22 protein-coding genes are annotated in these 21,759 nt (G+C 64.9%); 7 read left to right on the top strand and 15 right to left on the bottom strand.

The features are described from left to right. Positions 1 to 39: 39 nt before the first annotated feature. The 5 genes from C7G41_RS00365 to C7G41_RS37595 all read right to left on the bottom strand — a co-directional run bounded on the left by C7G41_RS00365 (position 40) and on the right by C7G41_RS37595 (position 5,222). Positions 40 to 867, bottom strand: coding sequence for an outer membrane protein (locus C7G41_RS00365; protein ID WP_199198048.1), 828 nt, complete (start codon positions 865 to 867; stop codon positions 40 to 42). Positions 868 to 1,034: 167 nt separating this feature from the next. Continuing rightward, the gene (locus tag C7G41_RS00370; RefSeq protein ID WP_199198049.1) at positions 1,035 to 1,862 is read right to left on the bottom strand and encodes an outer membrane protein; all 828 of its coding nucleotides are present in this window, start codon (positions 1,860 to 1,862) and stop codon (positions 1,035 to 1,037) included. 235 nt (positions 1,863 to 2,097) lie between these two features. Next, a complete protein-coding gene (locus C7G41_RS00375) occupies positions 2,098 to 3,345 on the bottom strand; it encodes an MFS transporter (protein WP_106940736.1) in 1,248 nt (415 codons plus the stop codon). Positions 3,346 to 3,491: 146 nt separating this feature from the next. Further along, positions 3,492 to 4,835, bottom strand: coding sequence for a phosphoglucosamine mutase (gene glmM, locus C7G41_RS00380; RefSeq protein WP_027565344.1), 1,344 nt, complete (start codon positions 4,833 to 4,835; stop codon positions 3,492 to 3,494). A 219-nt stretch (positions 4,836 to 5,054) separates the two neighbouring features. Next, positions 5,055 to 5,222: a hypothetical protein gene (locus C7G41_RS37595; protein WP_199198050.1), complete on the bottom strand. Its 168-nt coding sequence runs from the start codon at positions 5,220 to 5,222 to the stop codon at positions 5,055 to 5,057. Between the two features lie 152 nt (positions 5,223 to 5,374). On the opposite strand from C7G41_RS37595, the gene C7G41_RS00385 reads away from it, so the two are divergent. Then, on the top strand, positions 5,375 to 6,511 hold the full coding sequence (locus tag C7G41_RS00385; protein ID WP_106940737.1) for an alpha-hydroxy acid oxidase: 1,137 nt from the start codon (positions 5,375 to 5,377) through the stop codon (positions 6,509 to 6,511). Positions 6,512 to 6,665: 154 nt separating this feature from the next. Here the strand turns inward: C7G41_RS00385 and C7G41_RS00390 are convergent, their stop codons facing one another. The 8 genes from C7G41_RS00390 to C7G41_RS00425 form a co-directional block, all read right to left on the bottom strand. Next, positions 6,666 to 7,289 (bottom strand): hypothetical protein, encoded by a 624-nt coding sequence (locus C7G41_RS00390; RefSeq protein ID WP_106940738.1) that lies wholly within the window; start codon positions 7,287 to 7,289, stop codon positions 6,666 to 6,668. Between the two features lie 15 nt (positions 7,290 to 7,304). Beyond that, entirely contained in the window at positions 7,305 to 7,931 is a 627-nt protein-coding gene (locus C7G41_RS00395) for a hypothetical protein (RefSeq protein WP_007596731.1), read from the bottom strand. A gap of 66 nt (positions 7,932 to 7,997) precedes the next feature. Then, complete coding sequence (locus C7G41_RS00400) at positions 7,998 to 8,831, bottom strand: shikimate dehydrogenase (RefSeq protein ID WP_106940739.1); 834 nt, start codon at positions 8,829 to 8,831, stop codon at positions 7,998 to 8,000. Between the two features lie 91 nt (positions 8,832 to 8,922). Then, the gene (locus C7G41_RS00405) at positions 8,923 to 10,677 is read right to left on the bottom strand and encodes a SulP family inorganic anion transporter (protein WP_106940740.1); all 1,755 of its coding nucleotides are present in this window, start codon (positions 10,675 to 10,677) and stop codon (positions 8,923 to 8,925) included. A gap of 108 nt (positions 10,678 to 10,785) precedes the next feature. Next, the gene (locus tag C7G41_RS00410) at positions 10,786 to 11,058 is read right to left on the bottom strand and encodes a helix-turn-helix domain-containing protein (protein ID WP_007614761.1); all 273 of its coding nucleotides are present in this window, start codon (positions 11,056 to 11,058) and stop codon (positions 10,786 to 10,788) included. Between the two features lie 332 nt (positions 11,059 to 11,390). Then, positions 11,391 to 13,439: an elongation factor G gene (locus C7G41_RS00415; protein WP_106940741.1), complete on the bottom strand. Its 2,049-nt coding sequence runs from the start codon at positions 13,437 to 13,439 to the stop codon at positions 11,391 to 11,393. Positions 13,440 to 13,590: 151 nt separating this feature from the next. Further along, the gene (locus C7G41_RS00420) at positions 13,591 to 14,070 is read right to left on the bottom strand and encodes a DUF992 domain-containing protein (protein ID WP_106940742.1); all 480 of its coding nucleotides are present in this window, start codon (positions 14,068 to 14,070) and stop codon (positions 13,591 to 13,593) included. Between the two features lie 406 nt (positions 14,071 to 14,476). After that, on the bottom strand, positions 14,477 to 15,679 hold the full coding sequence (locus C7G41_RS00425; RefSeq protein WP_007596745.1) for a pyridoxal phosphate-dependent aminotransferase: 1,203 nt from the start codon (positions 15,677 to 15,679) through the stop codon (positions 14,477 to 14,479). Between the two features lie 516 nt (positions 15,680 to 16,195). Between C7G41_RS00425 and C7G41_RS00435 the strand changes: the two genes are divergently transcribed. The 6 genes from C7G41_RS00435 (at position 16,196) to C7G41_RS00455 (ending at position 20,120) form a co-directional block, all read left to right on the top strand. After that, the gene (locus tag C7G41_RS00435; protein WP_106940743.1) at positions 16,196 to 16,846 is read left to right on the top strand and encodes a glutathione S-transferase family protein; all 651 of its coding nucleotides are present in this window, start codon (positions 16,196 to 16,198) and stop codon (positions 16,844 to 16,846) included. Positions 16,847 to 17,000: 154 nt separating this feature from the next. Then, complete coding sequence (locus C7G41_RS37600; protein ID WP_198034906.1) at positions 17,001 to 17,177, top strand: hypothetical protein; 177 nt, start codon at positions 17,001 to 17,003, stop codon at positions 17,175 to 17,177. 37 nt (positions 17,178 to 17,214) lie between these two features. Continuing rightward, positions 17,215 to 17,409 carry a hypothetical protein gene (locus tag C7G41_RS00440; protein ID WP_106940744.1) on the top strand — a complete coding sequence of 65 codons (195 nt, stop codon included), beginning with the start codon at positions 17,215 to 17,217 and terminating at the stop codon, positions 17,407 to 17,409. 129 nt (positions 17,410 to 17,538) lie between these two features. Then, positions 17,539 to 18,351, top strand: coding sequence for a PAS-domain containing protein (locus C7G41_RS00445; protein ID WP_106940745.1), 813 nt, complete (start codon positions 17,539 to 17,541; stop codon positions 18,349 to 18,351). 65 nt (positions 18,352 to 18,416) lie between these two features. Further along, a complete protein-coding gene (locus tag C7G41_RS00450) occupies positions 18,417 to 18,872 on the top strand; it encodes a GNAT family N-acetyltransferase (protein ID WP_106941436.1) in 456 nt (151 codons plus the stop codon). A 306-nt stretch (positions 18,873 to 19,178) separates the two neighbouring features. Further along, positions 19,179 to 20,120, top strand: a complete 942-nt coding sequence (locus tag C7G41_RS00455) for an aldo/keto reductase (RefSeq protein WP_106940746.1) — start codon at positions 19,179 to 19,181, stop codon at positions 20,118 to 20,120. 17 nt (positions 20,121 to 20,137) lie between these two features. On the opposite strand, the gene C7G41_RS00460 is transcribed toward C7G41_RS00455, so the two are convergent. Next, entirely contained in the window at positions 20,138 to 20,461 is a 324-nt protein-coding gene (locus tag C7G41_RS00460; protein ID WP_007596764.1) for an antibiotic biosynthesis monooxygenase, read from the bottom strand. Between the two features lie 79 nt (positions 20,462 to 20,540). Beyond that, positions 20,541 to 21,758: a DUF1501 domain-containing protein gene (locus tag C7G41_RS00465; RefSeq protein WP_199198145.1), complete on the bottom strand. Its 1,218-nt coding sequence runs from the start codon at positions 21,756 to 21,758 to the stop codon at positions 20,541 to 20,543. Position 21,759: the final 1 nt, after the last annotated feature.

Below are 21,759 nucleotides of genomic sequence, written 5' to 3' on the forward strand. Positions count from 1 at the left end.
AAAACGGAGGCGGCCTGTCAATCGGCCCGCGCAGGCGCGTCAGAATTTGTAGCCGAGGCCCGCGCGAACGGTGTTGATGCTGGTGTCGACCGCCGAGCTGAAGCGAATATATTCGTACTCACCGCGGAAGAACAGGCCACCGACCAGATTGACGTCGACGCCGAGACCGGCGCTGTAGCCGTAGATCAAATGGTTATGCTGGGCGTCCGTCGAGCTCAGCAGCGCGAGTGGAGTATAGGTGCCGAGTTGGGTCGCGCTGATGCGGTCCTGCGCACTGACCGTGCGGATGATGTCGGCATTCCCGAGTGCGAGACCCGCGAACAAGTAGGGCAGAAAGCATCCCCAGGCGTAAGCTGCGCGGCCGCGGAATGTCGCCATGTCGCTGATGTTGATCGACGACGTGGAGGTCGCTGTGACGTCGTGAAAATTGCCGTCGGACAGGGCGACGGGGCTCACGCGCCGCTCCGAGGCTGACGCCGTTCCTCCGAACTTGCCGTGCAGGTAGCTGAATTCAAGGCCGAGTACGACATCATCCCACTGGCCATTGTAGCCGACGAAAGCGCCGTAGCCGCTGGTGCGCTGCGACGCCTTGCCAAGTCCGAGGTTCCACTGCGATACGCCCATCGAACTTTCGATCAAGGTATCGGCCAGCAACGCCGCCATCATGTTGCTGGTTGAGCCGTTGAAGTTCTCGTCCGACGAGCCATAGCCGCCCTGGGCGCCGATATAGCTGCCCTGCCAGTTGACGTTGGACTTGCTCAAGCCGTCGGTGAAGCCGCCCCGCAGGATCGGCAAATCCGGCATGTCGGCCGCATGCGCGGCAGAGACCGTCCCCAACATCGCCGCCGCCAACAAAAGCCTACGCATCGAACGCTCCATCGAACTCGAACTTTCAGCCGTGATCATGGCTCGTTAACCTTAACCAATGGTTGCGTCGGAGCATTTCGTCGCCGAGCGCCATGAAAAATATGCAAAGCAAAACGGCGCGGGATGATCCCGCGCCGTTAAGAAGTCCTAACCGATCAGGCTGACGATCAGCCCTTGGTGACGAGCGGCGGCATGTAGGCCGGCGGGCTGTTGAGATCCCAGCGCACGCCGAGCTTGACGTCGTGCGAGGTGAGCTCCTTGATCTTGATCGTGGACGGACCCGAGGCGCTGTTGTCGAACAAGCGATAGTTGCCGGGCGCCGCGTCGCCGAGGTTCATGTAGCTGTAGGCCAGTTCGACGGTGAACCCGGGATTGACCTTGTAGGCGAGACCGGCGTGGGCGGCCCAGGCGAGGTTCCACTTTCCGTTGTCGGCGAAGTAAGCGACGCTGTTGTTGAGCCCCGGGCTGTATGACACGCCGTCGTCGCGGAAGCCGCTGATCTTGTTGTAGGAGCCGCCGACACCGGCGCCGATGAACGGGGTGATGCACCACCAGGTGCCGAGATCGACATAGGCATTCGCCATGACGACCCACTCGGATTTGCTGCCGCTGTAGTTGTTGACGCCGACGAAGCCGGGTCCAATGACGTTGTCGCTGCCGTGCAGATTGGCCCTGCCCCGGTACTGGCCGATCACGTCGCCACGGAACCAGTTGTTGAAGCGGTAGCCGACGCCGAGATCGAACAGCGTCGCCGAGTCGAAGCCGAGTCCCTCCGTCGTCTTCGTAAACCCAGGCGCTATGGCGCCCTCGATGCTCTTGGCGTGCTGGTTGGTCATGCCGACGTCGCCGCGCAGATACCAGCCGCCGAAATCGGCGGGCGGAGCCGGGGGAGCGTACATCGGAGGGGGCGCCGCGATCGGCATGTCGGCGGCGAACGCCATCGAGGAGATCAGGGTTGCCGCACCCGCGGCAAGGAGAGACATAACGCTACGCATTGGCTTCGTCCTTTTGGCCGGTGAGGCAATACGGCGCCTCACGTTCTGGAAACTCACGGCCCGGACGATGCCAGCAAATGTTTAAGCGCCAATTAACCCTAATTTTTAAGGTTGATTTTTTCTGACCGCACGCGCGCATGCGGCGCGAGCGTTGCAAAAATGCAGCGCCAAATGCGACGTCTTCGCCGCATTTCCTAACGATGTATGAAGCCGCGTTGCAGCAAGACAGGATATGTTAACGCGCGTGCCGCGGCAGCTTGGGCAGGAACACCGCAAGCAGGCCGATCGCCGGCAGATAGGCGCAGACCTGGTAGACGAACTCGATCGAGGTGTGATCGGCGAGCTTGCCGAGCACGGCGGCGCCCAGGCCGCCGATGCCAAAGGCGACACCGAAGAACACGCCGGAGATCATGCCGAAGCGATGCGGGACCAACTCCTGCGCGAACACGATGATCGACGACGTCGTCGAGGAGATGATCAGGCCGATGATCACGGACAGCACCGCGCTCGCATAGAGCCCGGCATAGGGCAGCGCCAGCGTGAACGGCAGCGCTCCCAGGATCGAGATCCAGATCACGATCTTGCGGCCGAAGCGATCGCCCAAGGGGCCGCCGAGAAAGGCCCCGACCGCGTTCGCCGCGAGGAAAATGAAGAGATACATCTGCGCGGCCTGCGTCGACACGCCGAAGCGCTCGATCAGATAAAAGATGTAGTAGCTCGACAGGCTCGAGACGTAGAGCTGTTTCGAGAACAGCAGCGCGACCAGCACGAGGAGCGCAACGACGACGCGACGCGAGTTCGGCGCGTCGGGATGGGCTTGAGTCACCGCGGTCTTCTTGGCCTTGATCTGCGGTTCGTACCAGCGGCCGATGCGCCAGAGGATGAGGATCGCGAGGAAGGCGATAGAGGAGAACCAGGCGATGCTGCCCTGCCCGAACGGCACGACGATGAGCGCGGCGAGCACCGGTCCCATCGAGGTGCCAAAACTGCCGCCGAGCTGGAACACCGATTGTGCAAAACCGTAGCGGCCGCCGGAGGCGAGCCGCGCGATGCGCGCCGATTCGGGATGAAACACCGCCGAGCCGAGGCCGACCAGCGCAGCCGCGACGAGGATGACGAGATATTGGTGGGCGGCACTGAGCAGCAGTAGACCGAAGAAGGTCGAGGCCATGCCGATCGAGAGCGAGTAAGGCTGCGCCTTCTTGTCGGTGTAGTGCCCGACCACCGGCTGGAGCAGCGAGGCCGTGAACTGGAAGGCGAGCGTGATCATGCCGATCTGCGCGAAGTCGAGCGCGTAGGTGTCCTTCAGGATCGGATACACGGAAGCGATCAGCGACTGCATGGTGTCGTTCAGGAAGTGCGAGAAGCTGATGCCGGCAAGCACGACATAGGCCGGCCCTGCGGCCTTGGCTGTGGGCGCCACGTCACTGACGATGACGGGCTCGGTCAGCGTTTCCTCTGAGACGACGACAGGCTTGTTCACTGGAGCATCCCGGCGGGCGCGGCAGATTGCCGCGACCTGCTAGTTACGATGCAAGCAGTGGCCGAACCACCGCCATTCGTCGATGGCTGGGATGCGCTTCGCTCTCCCCCGTCTGTGGGGGTTCGCGCTCCGCGCAGCGATCAGGCTTACGCCGCGGCCTGCCCGAGCGCGGAGACGATGGTGTCGACGACGTCCTCGACCAGGATGCGGTCCTCGCCCTCGCCCATGACGCGGATCACCGGCTCGGTGCCGGAGGAGCGGATCAGCAGGCGGCCGTGGCCGTTGAGCCGCTGCTCGCCGTCGGAGATCGCCGATTTGACGTCGGAATTGTCGAGCGGCTTGCCGCCCTTGTGACGGACGTTCTTCAGGATCTGCGGCAGCGGATCGAAACGGTGGCAGACTTCCGACACCGGGCGGCGCAGCTTCTGCACCACGGCCAGCACCTGCAATGCGGCAACGAAGCCGTCGCCGGTGGTGGCGTAGTCGGACAGGATGATGTGGCCGGACTGCTCGCCACCGAGATTGTAGCCGCCGTTCAGCATCTGCTCGAGCACGTAGCGATCGCCGACCGGCGTGCGCACGAGATCGAGCCCCTGCGCATTGAGGAAGCGCTCGAGCCCGAGATTAGACATCACGGTGGCGACGATGCCCGATCGCGACAGCCGGCCGTCTTCCTTCCAGCTCTGCGCGATCACCGCGAGCAGCTGGTCGCCGTCGACGATGTGGCCGCGCTCGTCGACCAGGATGACGCGATCGGCGTCACCGTCGAGCGCGATGCCGATGTCGGCGCGCATCTCGCGCACCTTCTTCGACAGTGCTTCCGGCGAGGTGGAGCCGCATTCCTTGTTGATGTTGAAACCGTCGGGCTCGACGCCGATCGGAATCACATCGGCGCCCAGCTCCCACAGCGCTTCCGGCACCACCTTGTAGGCGGCGCCATTGGCGCAATCGACCACGACACGAAGGCCGTCGAGCGACAGATCGCGCGGCAGCGTGCGCTTGGCGAATTCGATGTAGCGGTCATGCACGCCGTCGATGCGGCGCGCGCGGCCGAGACTGGCGCTCTGGGCGAGACGCTTGTCGATCGGCTCGTCGAGCAGCTGCTCGATCTGCTTCTCGACGTCGTCGGAGAGCTTGAAGCCCTGCGGGCCGAACAGCTTGATGCCGTTGTCCTCGAACAGATTGTGCGAGGCGGAGATCATCACGCCGAGATCGGCGCGCATCGACTTGGTCAGCATTGCGACCGCCGGCGTCGGCATCGGGCCGACCAGCAGCACGTCCATCCCAACCGAGGTGAAGCCCGCGACCATCGCGTATTCGATCATGTAGCCGGACAGGCGGGTGTCCTTGCCGATCACGACCCTGTGGCGGTGGTCACCGCGCTGAAACGCCAGGCCTGCGGCCTGGCCGACCTTGAGCGCGAGCTCCGGCGTGATCAGTCCGTTGGCGCGGCCCCGGATCCCGTCCGTCCCAAAATATTTGCGGCTCATATCGTCCCCCACGCGACAACCAGGGATCCCCAATACAACCTGCAGGTGCCCTAGCGGGACCCGCATCCCTGATTTGCTGAGGTCTTATAAAGCCATCGCGGCTAACTTGGCTTCAAAAAATATGATGAATCATTACGGAACCGGGTGTGCCCCGGCGCCGATAACGTCTTGTTAACATTATATTTCCGGCGAGAACGTTGGAACAAAGCGGAACCCGCGCTAGTCCGAGCGCTTCACATGGCCGTCCCCGCGGCTCGGCGCCGGCTGGGTGACGTTGACGGGATCGGAGCCCGGAAAGGTCTCTTCCAGACCTTCTTCCAGCGCTTCCTCGAGATCGTGCTTCTCCTTGATCTCTTCCGGCGTCGGTCCGGTGTGCGGCTTGGTCATGGGCGCCCTCCTCTCCACAAAGGATTTGCAAACGATTTGGCTGTGCATCCAACCATGCTAGATGACCCCTCGATCTTCCGATGCAAGACTCTTCCAATGGAAGACTCTTCCAATGCAAGACTCTTCCGACAAGACGGGCCGGGGAAACGTTCATGAAGCACATCACCTGTATCGACGATCTTCGCACACTGCATCAGCGCCGCGTGCCGAAGGCGTTTTTCGATTATTGCGACCGCGGCTCCTACGCCGAGGAAACGCTGCGCGCCAACCGCGATGACATGCAGGCGATCAAGTTCCGCCAGCGCATCCTGGTCGACGTCTCCAAGCGCGACACCGCGACCACGATCCTCGGCGAGCCCTCGACCATGCCGCTGATGCTCGCGCCGGTGGGCCTGCTCGGCATGCAGCATGGCGACGGCGAGATCCATGCCTGCCGCGCCGCGCAGGCCGCCGGTATCCCGTTCACGCAGTCGACGATGTCGATCTGCTCGATCGAGGACATCGCGGCCAATGTCGAGAAGCCGTTCTGGTTCCAGCTCTACGTGATGAAGGACCGTGGCTTCATCAAGGAGTTGATCCAGCGCGCGATCGCGGCGAAATGCTCCGCGCTGGTGCTGACCGTCGATCTCCAGGTCATCGGACAACGCCACCAGGACATCAAGAACGGCATGACGGTCCCGCCGGAATGGTCGCTCTCGAAGCTGTTGGATTTCGCCAGCAAGCCCACTTGGGTCTCCGGCGTGCTCCGGGGCAAGCGCCGCACCTTCGGCAACATCGCCGGCCATGTGAAGAACACCGGGGACCTCAATCGCCTCGCCGAGTGGACGGCCTCGCAGTTCGATACGTCGTTGAACTGGAAGGACGTCGAATGGGTTCGCAGCATCTGGCCGGGCAAGCTGATCATCAAGGGCATTCTGGACGTCGAGGACGCCGAGGAAGCCGCCAAGACCGGCGCGCAGGCTCTCGTCGTGTCGAACCATGGCGGCCGTCAGCTCGACGGTGCGCCGTCATCGATCGAAGTGCTGCCCGAGATCGCCGAGGCGGTCGGTGACAGGATGGAGATCATGTTCGACGGCGGCATCCGCTCCGGCCAGGACGTGATGCGCGCACTCGCGCTCGGCGCAAAATCCTGCATGATCGGCCGCGCCTACGCCTATGGCCTGGGCGCCGGCGGCCAGGCCGGCGTCGCAAAGGCGATCGACATCATCCAGAAAGAGCTGCTCACCACCATGGGCCTGTGCGGCGTCAACAGGATCGACGAGATCGACGAACATATCATCGCGATGTGATTGAACCGGCAGTGCCGTAGGGTGGGTTAGCTCTGCAGCTGCGCGAAGCGCGGTCGCTGAGCGTAACCCACCAACTTCGGTCCGTATTTGCGGAAGCATGGTGGGTTACGGCTTCGCCTAACCCACCCTACAAATCCTCCGCTTGGCGCGCCCCTCACATCGGCGGCGTCACCCCATCGCGGCCGACGTTGATCCGGTTGGCCTCCAGCGAACCATCGTCCTTCTTCACCGCACCGAAAATGATCAGCTTGGCGCCCGGCTTGATCTCGGATTTGTCGCTGGCGACGAAGGTGACGATTGGCGTGTCCGGGGGCACCACGACTTTCTTCTCGCCGTCCTTGTACTTGACCGTGATGTTCTGGCCGTCGGTGCCCTTCACCGTCTGCGCCACGGTGGCGTTGGTCATGGTCGAGTTGGCGCGCGCGTCCCACGGACGAAAACCTTCGGCCGCGCCGCGCTGGTTCTCGGGGAAGATGTGCACCGCGATCGCCTTCTGGGTGCCGTCGGGCTCGGGCAGGCCGGTGACGCCGATATAGGAGCCATCCTTGATCTCCGACAACGACGTCTTTACCACCGCGAAGACGGCGACGTTGTCGGTCATGCGCACCTTCACGTCCGTGCCCTCGCGGGTCTTGATGCCGAGCGTGTTGCCGTCGACGCTTTCGATGGTGCCGCGGATGCGGACCGTCGGCGTCTGCTGCGCCAGGGCGGATGACGTGACGATGCAGGCGGCGATTGCGGCCACGCCAACGCGTGATATCCAGGTTCTCTTCGACATGATGTTATTCTCCCTTTACATCGGCGGTGTCAGGCCGTCGCGGCCGACGCTGACGCGGTTGGTCTCGAACGAGCCGTCCGGCAGCTGCTTCATGAAGGCGATCACCTTGGCGCCCGCCTTCAGATCGGATTTGTCGCCGGGTACGAAGGTCACCACCGGCGTATTGTCGGCGACGAATACCTTCTTCTCGCCGTCCTTGTACTTGACCAGCAGCGTATGGCCGTCATTGCCGACCACACTCTCCGACACGGTCGCATTGGTCATGCTGGAGTTGGGCTTGAGGTCATAGGGGCGCGAGCCCTCGCCGGTGCCGCGCATGCTCTCCGGAAACACGTGGACCTCGACCGCGTTCGCGCCGCCGTCCGGTCCCGGCACGGTGGTGGCGCCGACGAAGGAGCCGGGCTTGATGTCGGCAAGTGAAATCCTGGTAATGCCCGACACGTTCACGTCGGAGGCGATGTGCAGCTTGACGTCCTCGCCGCTGCGCGCCTTGACCTGCATCGTGTCACCATTGACGCTTTCGATCGTGCCGCGCACGCGCGTCGGCACCGGCGCCCTTTGCGCAAGGGCCGAGAGGGTCGAGACGGCCACCATCGCGACGGCGATGAGCGGACGTGTGAAAGTTGCACGTTGAACAGACATGATGATCTCCGATTGCCCCCTATTGTCCCTACGGACATAGAACTCCGGAGGTTACGCGCTATTCTCTCAAGTCTTTGTGAGATCGGCCTCGACCAGCGCACGCAGCTCGGCCGTGACCTGCGGCCGCTGGCCGAACCACAGCTCGAAGCCGCGGACCGCCTGATGCAGCAGCATGCCGAGCCCGTCGGCGGTCTTGAGCCCTCGCGCCTTTGCGGCCGCCAGCAGCGGCGTCACCAGCGGGACATAGACGAGATCGACGACCACGGCGCCATCCGGCAGGCGCGCGACTTCAAGGTCGAGTGAAGGCTGACCGTGCATGCCGAGCGATGTCGTGTTCACGAGAAGTTTTGCACGCGGCAGGATGTCGTCGATGCCCTCCCAGGCAACAGGATGCACCTTCGGCCCGAACTGCCTTGCAAGCATCTCGGCCCGGGCGATGGTGCGGTTGGCGAGATGCACGCGCTTGATGCCGCGTTCGAGCAGCCCGAACACGATGGCGCGCGCGGAGCCGCCGGCGCCCAGCACCAGCGCCTCTTCGAGGCCGTCCCAGCCGGGCGCGCTGGCATCGAGGTTGCCGATGAAGCCCTCGACGTCGGTGTTGGTCGAGCGCAGCTCGCCGTCCGCAAACCAAAGCGTGTTGGCCGCACCGACCGCCCGCGCGCGGGCATCGGGCGTCGAGAGCTCAAGCACGCCCTCCTTGTGCGGAATGGTGACGTTGGCGCCGACGAAGCCGCGCAGCGACAGCCGCAGCACGAAGTCGCGCAAATTATCGGGTGGAACCGCCTCGACGACATAGCCGCCCTCGATCCCGAGCGTGCGCAGCCAGTAATGATGGATCAGCGGCGAGCGCGAATGCGCGGCCGGCCATCCGATCAGACAGGCTGCGGGAGCCTTGGTCACGGTCGTCCTCCCCTGGGATCGTTTCGGAGGCGATCCATTTCGCGTCCCGCAGGCCCTGTCAAGCGCGGGCCATCTCGGGAGAGGCTCGACGTCAGGTCGTGCCCGCCTCGCCGGCAGCGGGGTGCGCGGCACCGCCCTTGATGTCGGCAACCGCACGCGCGATGGTCTCGCGATAACGGGCGCGCGGCGGCGTGACCCCATGCGTGAGCAGCGCGCGGCGAACCGCAGGCGATGCCCCCGTGATGAACAGACGGATGCCCTGGCGGTGGGCCTTGGCGGCGACGCGGCCGAGCACGTTGGCCGCGGTCGAATCCAGGAACGGTACCGCGGCAAAATCGACCACGAATCCCTTGCGCTTGTCGGCGATGCCGTCGAGCACGCTGCCGATCGCCGAGGCCGCGCCGAAGAAGAACGCGCCGGTGATGCGATAGACCAGCACGTCGCGATCGACCGCAAGCGCGGGGTCATAAGGCACGCGTTCACCATTTTCGTCGTCGGGACGATCGGCGGCCACCATCGGCGAACGTTCCTCGATGCCGGTCATTTCCGCCATGCGATGGATGAACAGCACCGCGCCAAGCGCGAAGCCGACCAGAATGCCTTCGGTCAGATCGCGGAAGATGGTGAGCAGGAAGGTTGCGAGCAGCACAACTGCATCGCCCCATGACGAGCGCAGGAGCGTCGCGAATTCGTGCTTCTCCGCCATGGTCCAGGCCACGACGACGAGCACGGAGGCGAGCGCGGCCAGCGGGATGTAGCTCGCGAGCGGCGCTGCGATCAGCATGAACAGCAGCAGGAAGACCGAATGCAGCATGCCCGCGAGCGGCCCCCGCGCGCCGGCGCGGATGTTGGTCGCGGTGCGCGCGATCAGTCCCGTGACACAAATGCCGCCGAACAGCGCCGCGCCGACATTGGCGGCGCCTTGCGCCACCAGCTCGCAATTGGAGCGGTGACGGCGTCCGGTCATGCCGTCGGCCACCACCGCCGATAGCAGCGATTCGATGGCGGCGAGCAGCGCGAAGGAGATCGCATCCGGCAGCACGGCGGTCGCCTTCGCAAGCGAGAACGCAGGCAACGCCGGCGAGGGCAGTTCGCGCGGAATGCCGCCGAAGCGGGATCCGACGGTCTCGACCGGCAGCGACAGCACGGCACATGCGACCGCCGCGAGCACGACCGCGATCAGGATGCCCGGCCAGGACGGCAGCCAGCGTCGCATGCCGGCGATGATGGCGATGCTGACGATCGCGACCGCGACGGCTGACGGATTGACGGTGTGCAGGCCCCCGGCAAGCGCGACGAGTTTCGGGACGAATTCGCTCGGCTCCTTCGCGAGGAGCGTGATCCCGCCGAGATCGCGCAGCTGGCTGGCGAAGATGATGACGGCGATGCCGGCCGTGAAGCCGACCGTCACAGGATACGGAATGAATTTGATATAGGTGCCGATCCGCAGGAAGCCCGCAGCGATCAGGAACAGGCCCGCCATCAGCGTGGCCAGGACCACGCCGTCAACCCCGTGACGGTCGGCGGTCGCCGCGACCAGCACAATGAAGGCGCCGGCGGGACCACCGATCTGGAACCGGCTGCCGCCGAGCAGCGACGCAATGAAGCCGCCGACAACGGCGGTGTAGAGTCCGCGGTCCGGCGTGACGCCCGAGGCAATCGCGATCGCCATCGACAGCGGCAACGCGACGATCGCGACCGTGAGGCCCGCGAACACATCGGCGCGGAAATCCGACCAGCCGTAGCCCTCGCGCCATACGGTGACGAGCTTTGGCAGATAGAGTTCGGTAAAGGTCGGCCGACGAAGCTGGTGCAGCTTGCCTGCGTGTTCGCCTGTGACGCTCATTTCAGCAAATGCTCCGCTGCCCACAACGCTCCGATGCATCGTGCGGCCGCGTATCGGGGCGCGACGGTGCGTTAGTTAAGACTGCTTCCGAGCATGATCATTGCGGGATCACGCCCCCACCCGACGCGGCGGCCCCGGCTCCTTGAGCCGAACGCCACGTCCGCCGCCTTCGCTGCGCGCCTGTTCGCCGATCAGCTCGACGCCGGCCCGATCGAAGGCTTCGACCACCTTCATCAAGGTCTCGACCACGCCGCGAACGTTGCCGGTGCTCGCCTCCATCCGCTGAATGGTCGGCAGCGAAACGCCTGCGAGCTCCGCCAAGGCTCTCTGGTCAATGCCGAGCAGCGCGCGCGCTGCCCGCATCTGGAACGACGTGATCAACCTTGGCCTCACGTATGAGAGATTATAAGTGATGTTCTACACGTATACAATGATATAAAATACATCATCTTAGGACGAGCGCAAGGGGAAGCTCGCCATGCGAGCCATCCGTCTCCGCCGTCATTGCGAGGAGCGAAGCGACGAAGCAATCCAGAATTCCTCCGCGGAGAGACTGGATTGCTTCGCTGCGCTCGCAATGACGGTCGGGAGGAGCAGCGCGAGTCCAACTTTCACCGCGTGCATGGCAACAGCCCTCACCCCACCCTCTCCCCGTAAAGAACGGGGAGAGGGTGGGAGAGAGCGATGCGTCCCTCACTGCGCGCGAGACAGACTCACGCCGCGTGCTGGTGCGCTGCGATGATCTGGTCGGCGGCGCGGCCCGTGACTTCGGCCATGTGGTCGAACTGGCGGGTGAAGCTGCCGGCGCCCGCCGTGGCCGAGCGCAGCTCGACGATCAATTCGCCGATCTCCGCTTCCGGCATCATGGCGCGGACGCAGTCCCATCCGCTCCAGCCGTCGCGGGTGTCGAAGCCGAGAATCTGGCCGCGCCGCGCCGACAGGATCGCGTTGATCTTGGCGGTGGCGTCGGTCGGGCAGACGATCTCGACCACGTGGATCGGCTCCAGCAGCACCGACTGGCATAGCGGCAGGCCTTCGTTGAGCCCGACCCGCGCCGCCGTGCGGAAGGCGAGGTCGGAGGAATCAACGCTATGATAGGAGCCATCGGTCAGCGTCACCTGCAAATCGGTGACCGGGAAACCGAGCGGGCCGCGTGCGAGCCCGTCGACGACGCCCTCTTCCACCGCGCCGATATAGTTGCGCGGGACCGCGCCGCCGACCACCTTCTCGGCGAACTTGAAGCCGTCGCCGCGCGGCAGCGGCCTGATGTCGAGCACGACATCGCCGAACTGGCCATGGCCGCCGGACTGCTTCTTGTGGCGACCGCGCTGGACGATCGGCTTGCGGATGGTTTCCTGATAGCCGATCGCGGGGGGATGCGAGGCGACCTTGACGCCGAAACGGTCGCGCAGCCGCTCGCTCGCGACGCGCAAGTGCATCTCGCCCTGCCCCCACAGCACGGTGTCGTGGGTCTGGGCGTTCATCACGACGACGAGCGAGGGATCCTCCTCGTGCAGCCGCGTCAGCGCCTGGCCGAGCTTGACGTCGTCCTTGCGATCGGTGGCCGCAACCGAGATCGCGAGCACCGGCGGAGTGGGTTCGCTGGCTGCGAGCGCTGCCGGCTGGGTCTTGCCGTTCGAGACCGTGTCGCCGGTCTTGATCGGGTCGAGCTTGGCTAGCGCCACCGTGTCGCCGGCTTCCGCCGCGGCACGCTTGGTGTCGTAGGCCCCGGTGACGGCGAGGATGCCGGAGATGCGGCTGGCCCCGCCGGAGGAGGATTGCAGCGTGGCACCGTCGTCGAGATGGCCGGCGAGCATCCGCGTCAGCGACAGCTTGCCGCCGTGCTGCGAATGCAGCGTCTTGAAGACGAAGCCGAGAGCGTCCCTGGTCTCGGGAACGCCGAGACGTTTTGCGGTCTCCGCGATACCGGGCGCCTCGTGACGCAACGCTTTCATCAAGCGCAGCACGCCGTTTTCGCGTGCGGCGGCGCCCAGCAGCACGGGGCAGATGAGCCCGTCGCGCAATTCGCGCGCGAGATCGTCGAACACGGCATCGCGCGGCGGCGGAATGTCCTCGAGCAGCTGCTCCATCAGCGCATCGTCGTGATCGGCGAGCTTCTCCAGCATCGAGAAGCGGGCCTCCTTCTCGCGATCGAGATCGCCGCCTTCGAGCGCGACCACTTCGGAGGCCTTGTGCTCGCGGTAAATGAACGCGCGCTCCAGCGCGAGATCGACAAAGCCCTCGATCAGCTCGTCCTTCCAGATCGGGATCTGGCGCAACACCAGCGGCACGCGCGAGGCGGGCTGGAGTATCTCGAGTGTCTGGCGGATGCGCTTGTTGGCGCGGTCGATCTTGTTGAGGAACAGGAAACGCGGGATCTTCAGCTCCTCCAGCTCGCGCAGAATGATCTGAAGTTGCGGCAGCTTCTTCTCGTCGGCTTCGCAGACCACGATGGCGGCATCGACCGCAGGCAGCGCGGCGCGCATGTCGTGAGCAAATTCGACGGAACCGGGACAATCGAGAAAGGTGTAGCTGTCGCCCATGAAACTCGTGGTGACGGCAGTCAGCCCGACGGTCATCTTGTGATGACGAGCCTCTGGCGTGGCGTCGCCGACGGAGGTTCCGGCGTCGACGCTGCCGGCGCGCGGGATTGCGCCCGTTCGCGCCAGTATTGCTTCGAGAAGTGTGGTTTTACCGCTTTGGAAAGGGCCCACCAGCGCGATGCACCGTGGACCTCGGGGACTTCTGACGTCTTGTCCCATTCGCCGCCTCCTTGGTGTGGAGCTCGGCCCATGATTGGGTCGGCAAACGCCGATGCTCTGCCCGTCCCCGAGATTTGGCAAGCATCAAACGTCGCTGCGGTGCGTCGTTGCCGGAATCGCGTCGGAGCGACGCGATTCACACACGGAGTTGTTAACGGCCCGGGCGCAGTTCCAGGCTCTCGAGGCCGGCGGCGACGTTGAGGCCGACCTGGCCCTGCACGCTGAGCGGCTGCAGCGCGATCGAATTGTTGGAGCCGCCGACCAGCACATTGCCACCGAGGCCGACACCGACCGAGGCGCTGCCCTGCGCACCGGCGTAGGTGCCGGCGAGGTCGCCCGGTCCGAGCCGGTTTACCGGCGCGAACACACCCCAGGCGAGTGCCGTTTCCTGGGTGATGCCGAGGTCGAGGCCGACCTTGCGAATGGTCGCGACGTAACGGTCGTCCGGCAAACCATCGACACGCAGCACGCAGCCGAGATGGGTCACCGACCCGACGATGAAGCCCACGCTGGCGCCGCCGCGGCATTCGAGCACGCCCACCTGAACCATCCGCGACTGCGCGCTGGCGCCCGCAACGGAGGCAACGAGGCTCGCAACGGCAAGCCCGGCGAGGAGGAGTGAGCGGCGCATGAATATCTCCGGCGGTGAATGTGATGCGAGCAGAAAGGGCGCGGCACCCGTGACGCGCGATGGTCTATGCCACAAGAGTCTTGGAGGTGCCAGATCGAACACGTCTAAAACCGAGTTCGCGGAGAGAGCCCTCACCCCACCCTCTCCCCGTAAGAACGGGGCGAGGGAGAGCACGAGCAGTGCGTCCCTCACTTCAAGGGCCGATCGAACTTCAGCGGGACGCCGCGAGCGTCCTTAACCTCTCCCCGCTCTTTGCGGGAAGAGGTCGGATCGCGCAGCGATCCGGGTGAGGGGCATGGCAGAATGTCGATCAGAGCAGAAGTCCATCCGACTCCGCTCATTCAAAACACGACAAAAAAAGGCCCGCGCGAAGCGGGCCTTTCCAATTTGCACTGTCGCGATAGCCTTATCGCAGATTGCCGCAGAAGCGCTGGATGCGCTTGCAGGCGTCTTCGAGGTCCGAGGTCTTGGTCGCATACGAGATGCGGAACGCCGGGCCGAGGCCGAAGGCCGAACCCTGCACCACGGCGACGCCTTCGGTCTCCAAAAGCTCGGTGACGAACGTCTCGTCATTGTCGATCACCTTGCCCGACGGCGCGGTCTTGCCGATGGTGCCGGCGCAGGACGGATAGACGTAGAAAGCGCCCTCGGGCCGCGGGCATTCGATGCCCTTGGCCTGGTTGAGCATGGAGACGACGAGGTCGCGGCGCTCCTTGAACACCTTGTTGTTGGCCGGGATGAAGTCCTGCGGACCGTTCAGCGCCTCAACCGCGGCCCATTGCGCAATCGACGACGGGTTCGAGGTCGACTGCGACTGGATCGTCGACATCGCCTTGATCAGCTGCGCCGGGCCGCCGGCATAGCCGATGCGCCAGCCGGTCATGCAATAGGCCTTCGACACGCCGTTCACGGTGAGCGTGCGGTCGTAGAGTTTCGGCTCGACCTGCGCGACCGTGGTGAACTGGAAGTCGTCATAGACGAGATGCTCGTACATGTCGTCGGTCATGACCCAGACGTGGGGATGCTTCACCAGCACGTCGGTGAGCGCCTTCAGCTCGGTCCTGGTGTAGGCAGCTCCCGTCGGGTTCGACGGCGAGCACAGGATCACCCATTTGGTCTTCGGCGTGATCGCGCGCTCGAGCGCCTCGGCCTGGAGCTTGAAGCCGGTCGCGGCGGTGCAGACCACCGGCACCGGCTCGCCGCCGGCGAGCGCCACCATCTCGGGATAGCTGACCCAGTACGGCGCGGGGATGATCACCTCGTCGCCCGGATTGATGGTTGCCATCAGCGCGTTGTAGAGCACCTGCTTGCCGCCGGTGCCGACGATGATCTGGTTCGCCTTGTAGACAACGCCGTTCTCGCGCTGAAATTTGGCGATGATGGCTTCCTTCAACTCGGGAATGCCGTCGACCGCGGTGTACTTGGTCTTGCCGGCTTCGATGGCGTGGATCGCGGCCAGCTTGATGTTGGCGGGCGTGTCGAAGTCGGGCTCGCCGGCACCTAGGCCGATGACGTTGCGGCCCGCCGCTTTCAGCGCACGTGCTTTATCCGTGACCGCGATGGTCGCGGACGGCTTCACACGGTCGAGCGCAGCGGCAAGGAAGGACATCGTCATCTCCTGACAAGCGTCGTGAACTCTTTGAGCTTCACGACTCCGATTGTGGGAATGAGCCACCCTAAAACGAGTGCCGTTGCACCGCAAGAAACTTCGGTCCGATCCCGCAAGAGTTTACGGGTCTGGCGCGCATCAATTCGTGACTTTCCGCAATTTTCCGCAACTTTGCCGGACAAATCCCACATATCCGGCAAGGGGTGTCCTCGGAGCAATTTTGACGGGTTGATCGCCGCGAAATCCAGACCGTCGTCATGCCCGGGCTTGTCCCGCCTCGGCGCGAGCGCTTGCGCGACATCAATGCGAGGCGCCATGCATGCCGCGCGTTGACGCAAGCGTGAACTGAGTTGGATGGTCGCACGGAAATGATCTTCCTCCGCGTTGCAATGCGGTAGGGTTTTCGAGTTTTTCTATTGGCCGGGTCTTGCGGCGGATTCGCATCGGCATCATTGTTTAGCCGCGTTGCGGGGCAACAAGCGCCGCGCCCTCCCGTCTTCCGGAATCATCCTCAGAATGTACAAGCTTTATTCGATGCAGCGCTCGGGCAACAGCTACAAGGTCCGCCTTGCGCTGGCGCTGCTGAACTTGCCTTACGAAGCGGTCGAGGTGGACATTCTGCGCGGCGAGAGCCGTACCCCGGACTTCCTGGCCAAGAATCCGTCCGGTCAGGTGCCGCTGCTCGAGGTCGGCGACGATCGCTATCTCGCCGAGTCCAACGCCATTCTCTGGTACGTCGCCGTCGGCACGCCGCTGGCGCCGGAGAACCGCATCGATCGCGCCGACGCGCTGCAATGGATGTTCTTCGAGCAGCACGCGCTGGAGCCGAACATCGGCGCGGCCTATTTCTGGCTGTCACTGGTGAGGGGCGGCCGCGACCTCCAGACTCATTCGCTGGAGGACTGGATGGAGCGCGGCTATGGCGCGCTCCAGGTGATGGAGAATCACCTCAAGACCAACGCCTATTTCGCCGCCCGCCAGCTCACGGTGGCCGACATCGCGCTGTACGGCTACACCCACCTGGCCGACCGCTGCGACTTCGACCTCTCGACCTTCCCGGCGATCCGGGACTGGCTGAAGCGCGTGGAGGCGGCCCCCGGCTTCGTCGCAATGGACTGGCGGCCGGCCGACGTCGAGGACCCCGCCAGCATCGCCGCGGGCGCCTGAGGCGTACCGCGCTCTGGCGAATAGCGGGCACAAGGGCCCCTCTCGCCGCAATCTCGCCATTTTAGGCGTGCTGGCCGCCGCAATATTGCCGATTGCAACAGTGAAATTGTTCGATGTCGCGGGTGATTCGCTCGCGCGTTGAAGGATTTAGACCATGATTCGGGCGTCCGGCACGGCAGGCTTTCAGGGCCCACCCGCTACGGTATCGTCTTCCCGGCTTGCCAATGCGGTCGCGGCCTCGCTCGCCGTCGCCGCTCTATCGCTGTGCCTGATCGTCACCCTGACGGTGCTGTCGACCAAGGCGACCATGGCGATGGGCCTGCCGGTCTGATTCCCGCTTCATCCTGGACCCGCCTTCAAGGCGCCGCGTGGCCCGCGCCGACCGGCATCGCGACAGGAAGTCGATGAAATCACCTGTGGTCATCGTTGCAATCACCCTGACCGCGGCCATCCTCGTCGCGGCATCGCTGTTGATCTTCGTCGGCACGCGCAAGGGCCAGGGGACGTCGACGCTGAATGCGCCCGCGCTGCAACAACGGCTCAAGCACGCGCACTTGGTCTAAAATCATCCGAAAGCTTTGCACGTGACCCCAAGCGCACCTTAAGCACAACGCGCGAAACCGCATCGCAATGGCGCAATGTTCGGTCAGTGTTGCCGCCTTACCTCGTTCAGGAAGGAGCGAGACAGGCCCATGCGATTGGGATGGCGTGCGATCTCCGGTCCGGCGCTGACGGCAGCGACTTTGCTGCTGACGATGTTTTTCGATCGCTTCGTCCCCACTCCCTCGCTCGCGCCGCTGCTCGTCTGCATCGTGGCCCTCGCCGGCGCGCTCTCGGGCCCCGCTTCCGCCGTCGCCAGCGCAGCCATCGCCGTCATCGGCGCGGCACTGCTGCTCCTCAGCCAGCACGGCGTTTCAGGCCTTACCACGGCGGATATTATCCGGCTCGGCCTCCTGGCCGCGACGGCCGCGGGCACCGCAGGCATCACCGGCCTCATGAGCCAGCGGCTGCTCGGCACGTTTGCCGCCGAGCGCCGGAGCCACGCCATCGCCGGGCGGCTGTCGGCCGCGCTCGACCAGGTCGATATCGGCATCGTGCTGCTCGATGCCGAGACGCGCTCCGAATTCATCAACCGCGCGTTCCGCGATTATTTTGCGGTGCCGGACGACATCGCCGACGACAAGCCGCCGTTCATCGCGCTGATGTATCACGGCCGCGACACCGGCGCGTTCGAATTGCCCGAGGACGAGCTCGGCACCTTCATCGCACAGCGCATGGAGATGGTGCGGATCGGCGATGCCACGCCGATCAACATCGCCTTGCGCAATGGCGAGGTGTTGCGCTTCGTCTGTGCCGCGCTGCCCGATGGCGGCCGCATGCTGAGCTACACGCCCGTGACCGACCTCGTGCGTCACACCGATGCGCCGTCCCGCGCCGACTACTACCGCTCGCTGCGCGATCCCGCGGGCCGCAAGCTGATCCGGTATCTGCGCGTGGCGGAGTGATGCGCGATTGATCAGCACGTCCATCATCACGTATGAAGGACGCCTCATCGATCGCGGGAATTCATATGCCCCTCACCATTCGACCCGTCACCAGGCCGGACTACGAACAATGGCTGCCGCTGTGGGACGGCTACAACGCCTTCTATGGCCGCTCCGGCCCGACCGCGCTCTCGCCCGAGATCACGCGCGTGACATGGCAGCGCTTTTTCGATGCCTATGAGCCGGTGCACGGATTGGTCGCCGAGAGCGACGGCCGCCTGCTGGGGATGACGAATTATCTCTTTCACCGCAGCACCACCGCGATCGAGCCGTCCTGCTATCTGCAAGACCTGTTCACGACCGAGGCCGCACGCGGCAAGGGTGTCGGCTCGGCGCTGATCCACGGCGTCTACGAGCGCGCTAAGCTCGTGGGATCGCCGCGCGTGTACTGGCAAACGCATGAGACCAACGTCACGGCGCAGCGCCTGTACGACAAGGTCGCCGAGCGATCCGGCTTCATTGTCTATCGCAAGATTTTCTGATCCCTCGTGATCGCGAGGCCTGTGGATAACTCTGCCTGTCACCCGCGCGTAACATAGCGGGGCTAGGCTGCAGCTGCGTCTGATCAGCCCCCCGTCACCGATCAAGCGCCCCAAAGCGGTCCCCGTCAGTCGCCGCGTCTGACAGGGGCCGCATTTTTTTGTCGGCAATTCCTTGTCGGCAGGTCCATGTCGGCAATTCCTTGTAGGCAGCTCCTTGTAGGCATGGCAGCAACGCGGCGCGCGGCTTGCTGCGGCGACGCACCGCAGTCACAATGCGCCCCTGCCTATCTCCGACAGGGATCTCCCATGGAAATTCGTAACCTCGGCGCCTCCGGCCTGCGCGTGTCTGCGGTCGGCCTCGGCTGCAACAATTTCGGCCAGCGCACGGACCTGGAGACCTCGCGCAAGGTGATCCATCGCGCCCTCGATCTCGGCATCACGCTGTTCGACACCGCCGACATCTATGCCGGCATGGGCGGTTCGGAAACGGTGCTCGGCGCCGTGCTCGGCGACCGCCGCAAGGACATCGTGCTCGCCACCAAATATTCCAAGCCGATGGCCACCGACGGAACCAAACAGGGCGCTTCGCGCCGCTACATCATGAACGCCGTCGAGGCGAGCCTGACGCGGCTCAAGACCGACTACATCGATCTCTATCAGCAGCACGATTACGACCCGCTGACGCCGATGGACGAGACGCTGCGCGCGCTCGACGATCTCATCCGTCAGGGCAAGGTACGCTACATCGGCAATTCCAATTTCCCCGCCTGGCGCCTGGCGGAGGCCGAATTCACCGCGCGCGCGATGAATGTCAGCCGCTTCGTCTCCTGCCAGGATGAATACAGCCTGCTGGTGCGCGACATCGAAAAGGACCTGCTGCCGGCCGCACAAGAGTACAAGCTCGGCCTCCTGCCGTTCTTCCCGCTCGCAAGCGGGCTCCTCACCGGCAAGTACCAGCGCGGCGCGGCCGCCCCGACCGATACGCGCTTCGGCAAGGTACCGGCGTTACGCGACCGCTACGTCACGCCGCGCAACGAGGACATCGTCGAGAAGCTCACGGCATTCGCGAAAGCGCGCGGGCACAGCACGCTCGAGCTCGCCTTCTCCTGGCTCGCCGCGCGCCCGCAGGTGTCGAGCGTGATTGCCGGCGCCACCCGCGTCGAGCAGGTCGAGGAGAACGTGAAGGCGATTGCGTGGAAGCTCGGTGCGGAGGAAATGTCGGAGATCGACAAGATCACGCTGGGCTGATCGTTGCGGCGTGCGCGCTACTTGGCGCCGCGCCCGACCGTCTGCATCACCTCGAAGCCCTCGAACTGGGGATGGCCGAGATAGGTCGGCTTGGTGTCGCCGGCCCGCGCATGCGCGGCACGAAAAGCATCCGATTTGGTCCAGGCCTCGAACGCGGCGTGGTTGGCCCACACCGTGTGCGAGGCGTACAGCGTGTGGTCCTCAAGCTCGGGCCCACGCAGAAGATGGAATTCAACGAAACCCGGCACCTTGTCGAGATGGGTGTCGCGCGAAAGCCAGACCTGCTCGAAGGCGGCCTCGGAGCCCTTGGCGACGCGGAAGCGGTTCATGGCGATGTACATGGGAATGATCTCCTGATGTTCGGCCGATCATGTCGTCATTCCGGGACGCGCCGCAAGGCGCGGGCCTTGGAATCGCGGTTTAAGTAACCAGCCCCTTCATCGGACGTGCGCTTGCGCTGTCCGGAAATACCGTCTCCGCCAGCACGCGATCCGACAGGCCGAACTGGCCCTGCAGCACGCCCTTGATCACGGAGCGCAGGTCTGTGGTGGGCTTGAGATCGCGGGCCTCGAAGAGGTTGGCGGGCTTGAGGCCCGGCCAGTCGGCGATGACGCGGCCGCCCTTCACCGCGCCGCCGGCGAGCAGCGCGATCGTTCCCGTACCGTGATCGGTGCCGTCGGTGCCGTTGATGCGCGCGGTGCGGCCGAATTCGGTGGCGACCACAACGACGGTGTCGCGCCAGCGCTCGCCGAGGCCGCTTTCGAATTCGGCGAGCGCGCCGTCGAGCCCGCCGAGCAGGAATGCGAGGCGACCGACAGGGCCGCCTTCATTGGCGTGTGTGTCCCAGCCATCGAACGCGAGCGCCGCAATGCGCGGGCCGTCGTCGGACGCCATCAGTTTTGCGGCGCCGCGCGCGACCTGCCGCATCTGCGCGACCTGGTTACCCGGCTTCGGCTTCATGTCGTCGCCGCTCGCGGCCTTTTCCAGCTGAAGGCCCTGCGACAGCACGGCTGCCAGCGCGGGATCGCGATGACGATAGAGCTCGACCAGACGCATCGCGGTGTCGTCATCGGCCTGCGGCAGTGCCACCGGCGCCCAGCCGACGGTCGGCGCATTGCCGCGCAGCACCAGCGGCGTGGTCGGGCCGACGGCAAGAGCACTCGACACCCGCTCGCCGCGCGGCAGCGCTTCCAGCGCGCGGTTGAGCCAGCCGGACTGCACGCGACCGGGCCCGGCATAGCCGCTTTCGAGCACGTCCTGGCCGTCGAAATGCGAGCGGTCGCGATAGGGCGTCGCCACCGCGTGGATCACCGCAGCGTGCGTGTCGCGATACATGCGTGCAAACTCGGGCATCGCCGGATGCAGCGCAAAGAACGTATCGAGCATGATCGCGGGATGCGCGCCGTCCGCCGTGAGCGCGATCGCCCCGTGCAGGCCGGCATAATCGGGATCGCCGATCGGCGCGACGGTCGAAAGACCATCGAGCGCGCCGCGCAGGATCACCACGATCAGCCGGGGATCGCGACCGTCCGCCGCGCGGGCGAATTTCGGCAAATACGCCCAGGCCGCGAAGGACGCGCCGCCGAGCAGGAGGCCGCGGCGCGAGGTGAGGAGCCGGTTCTCGACGCAGTCGATCATC

The sequence above is a fragment of the Bradyrhizobium sp. MOS002 genome, from assembly GCF_003020115.1.
Taxonomy (GTDB): domain Bacteria; phylum Pseudomonadota; class Alphaproteobacteria; order Rhizobiales; family Xanthobacteraceae; genus Bradyrhizobium.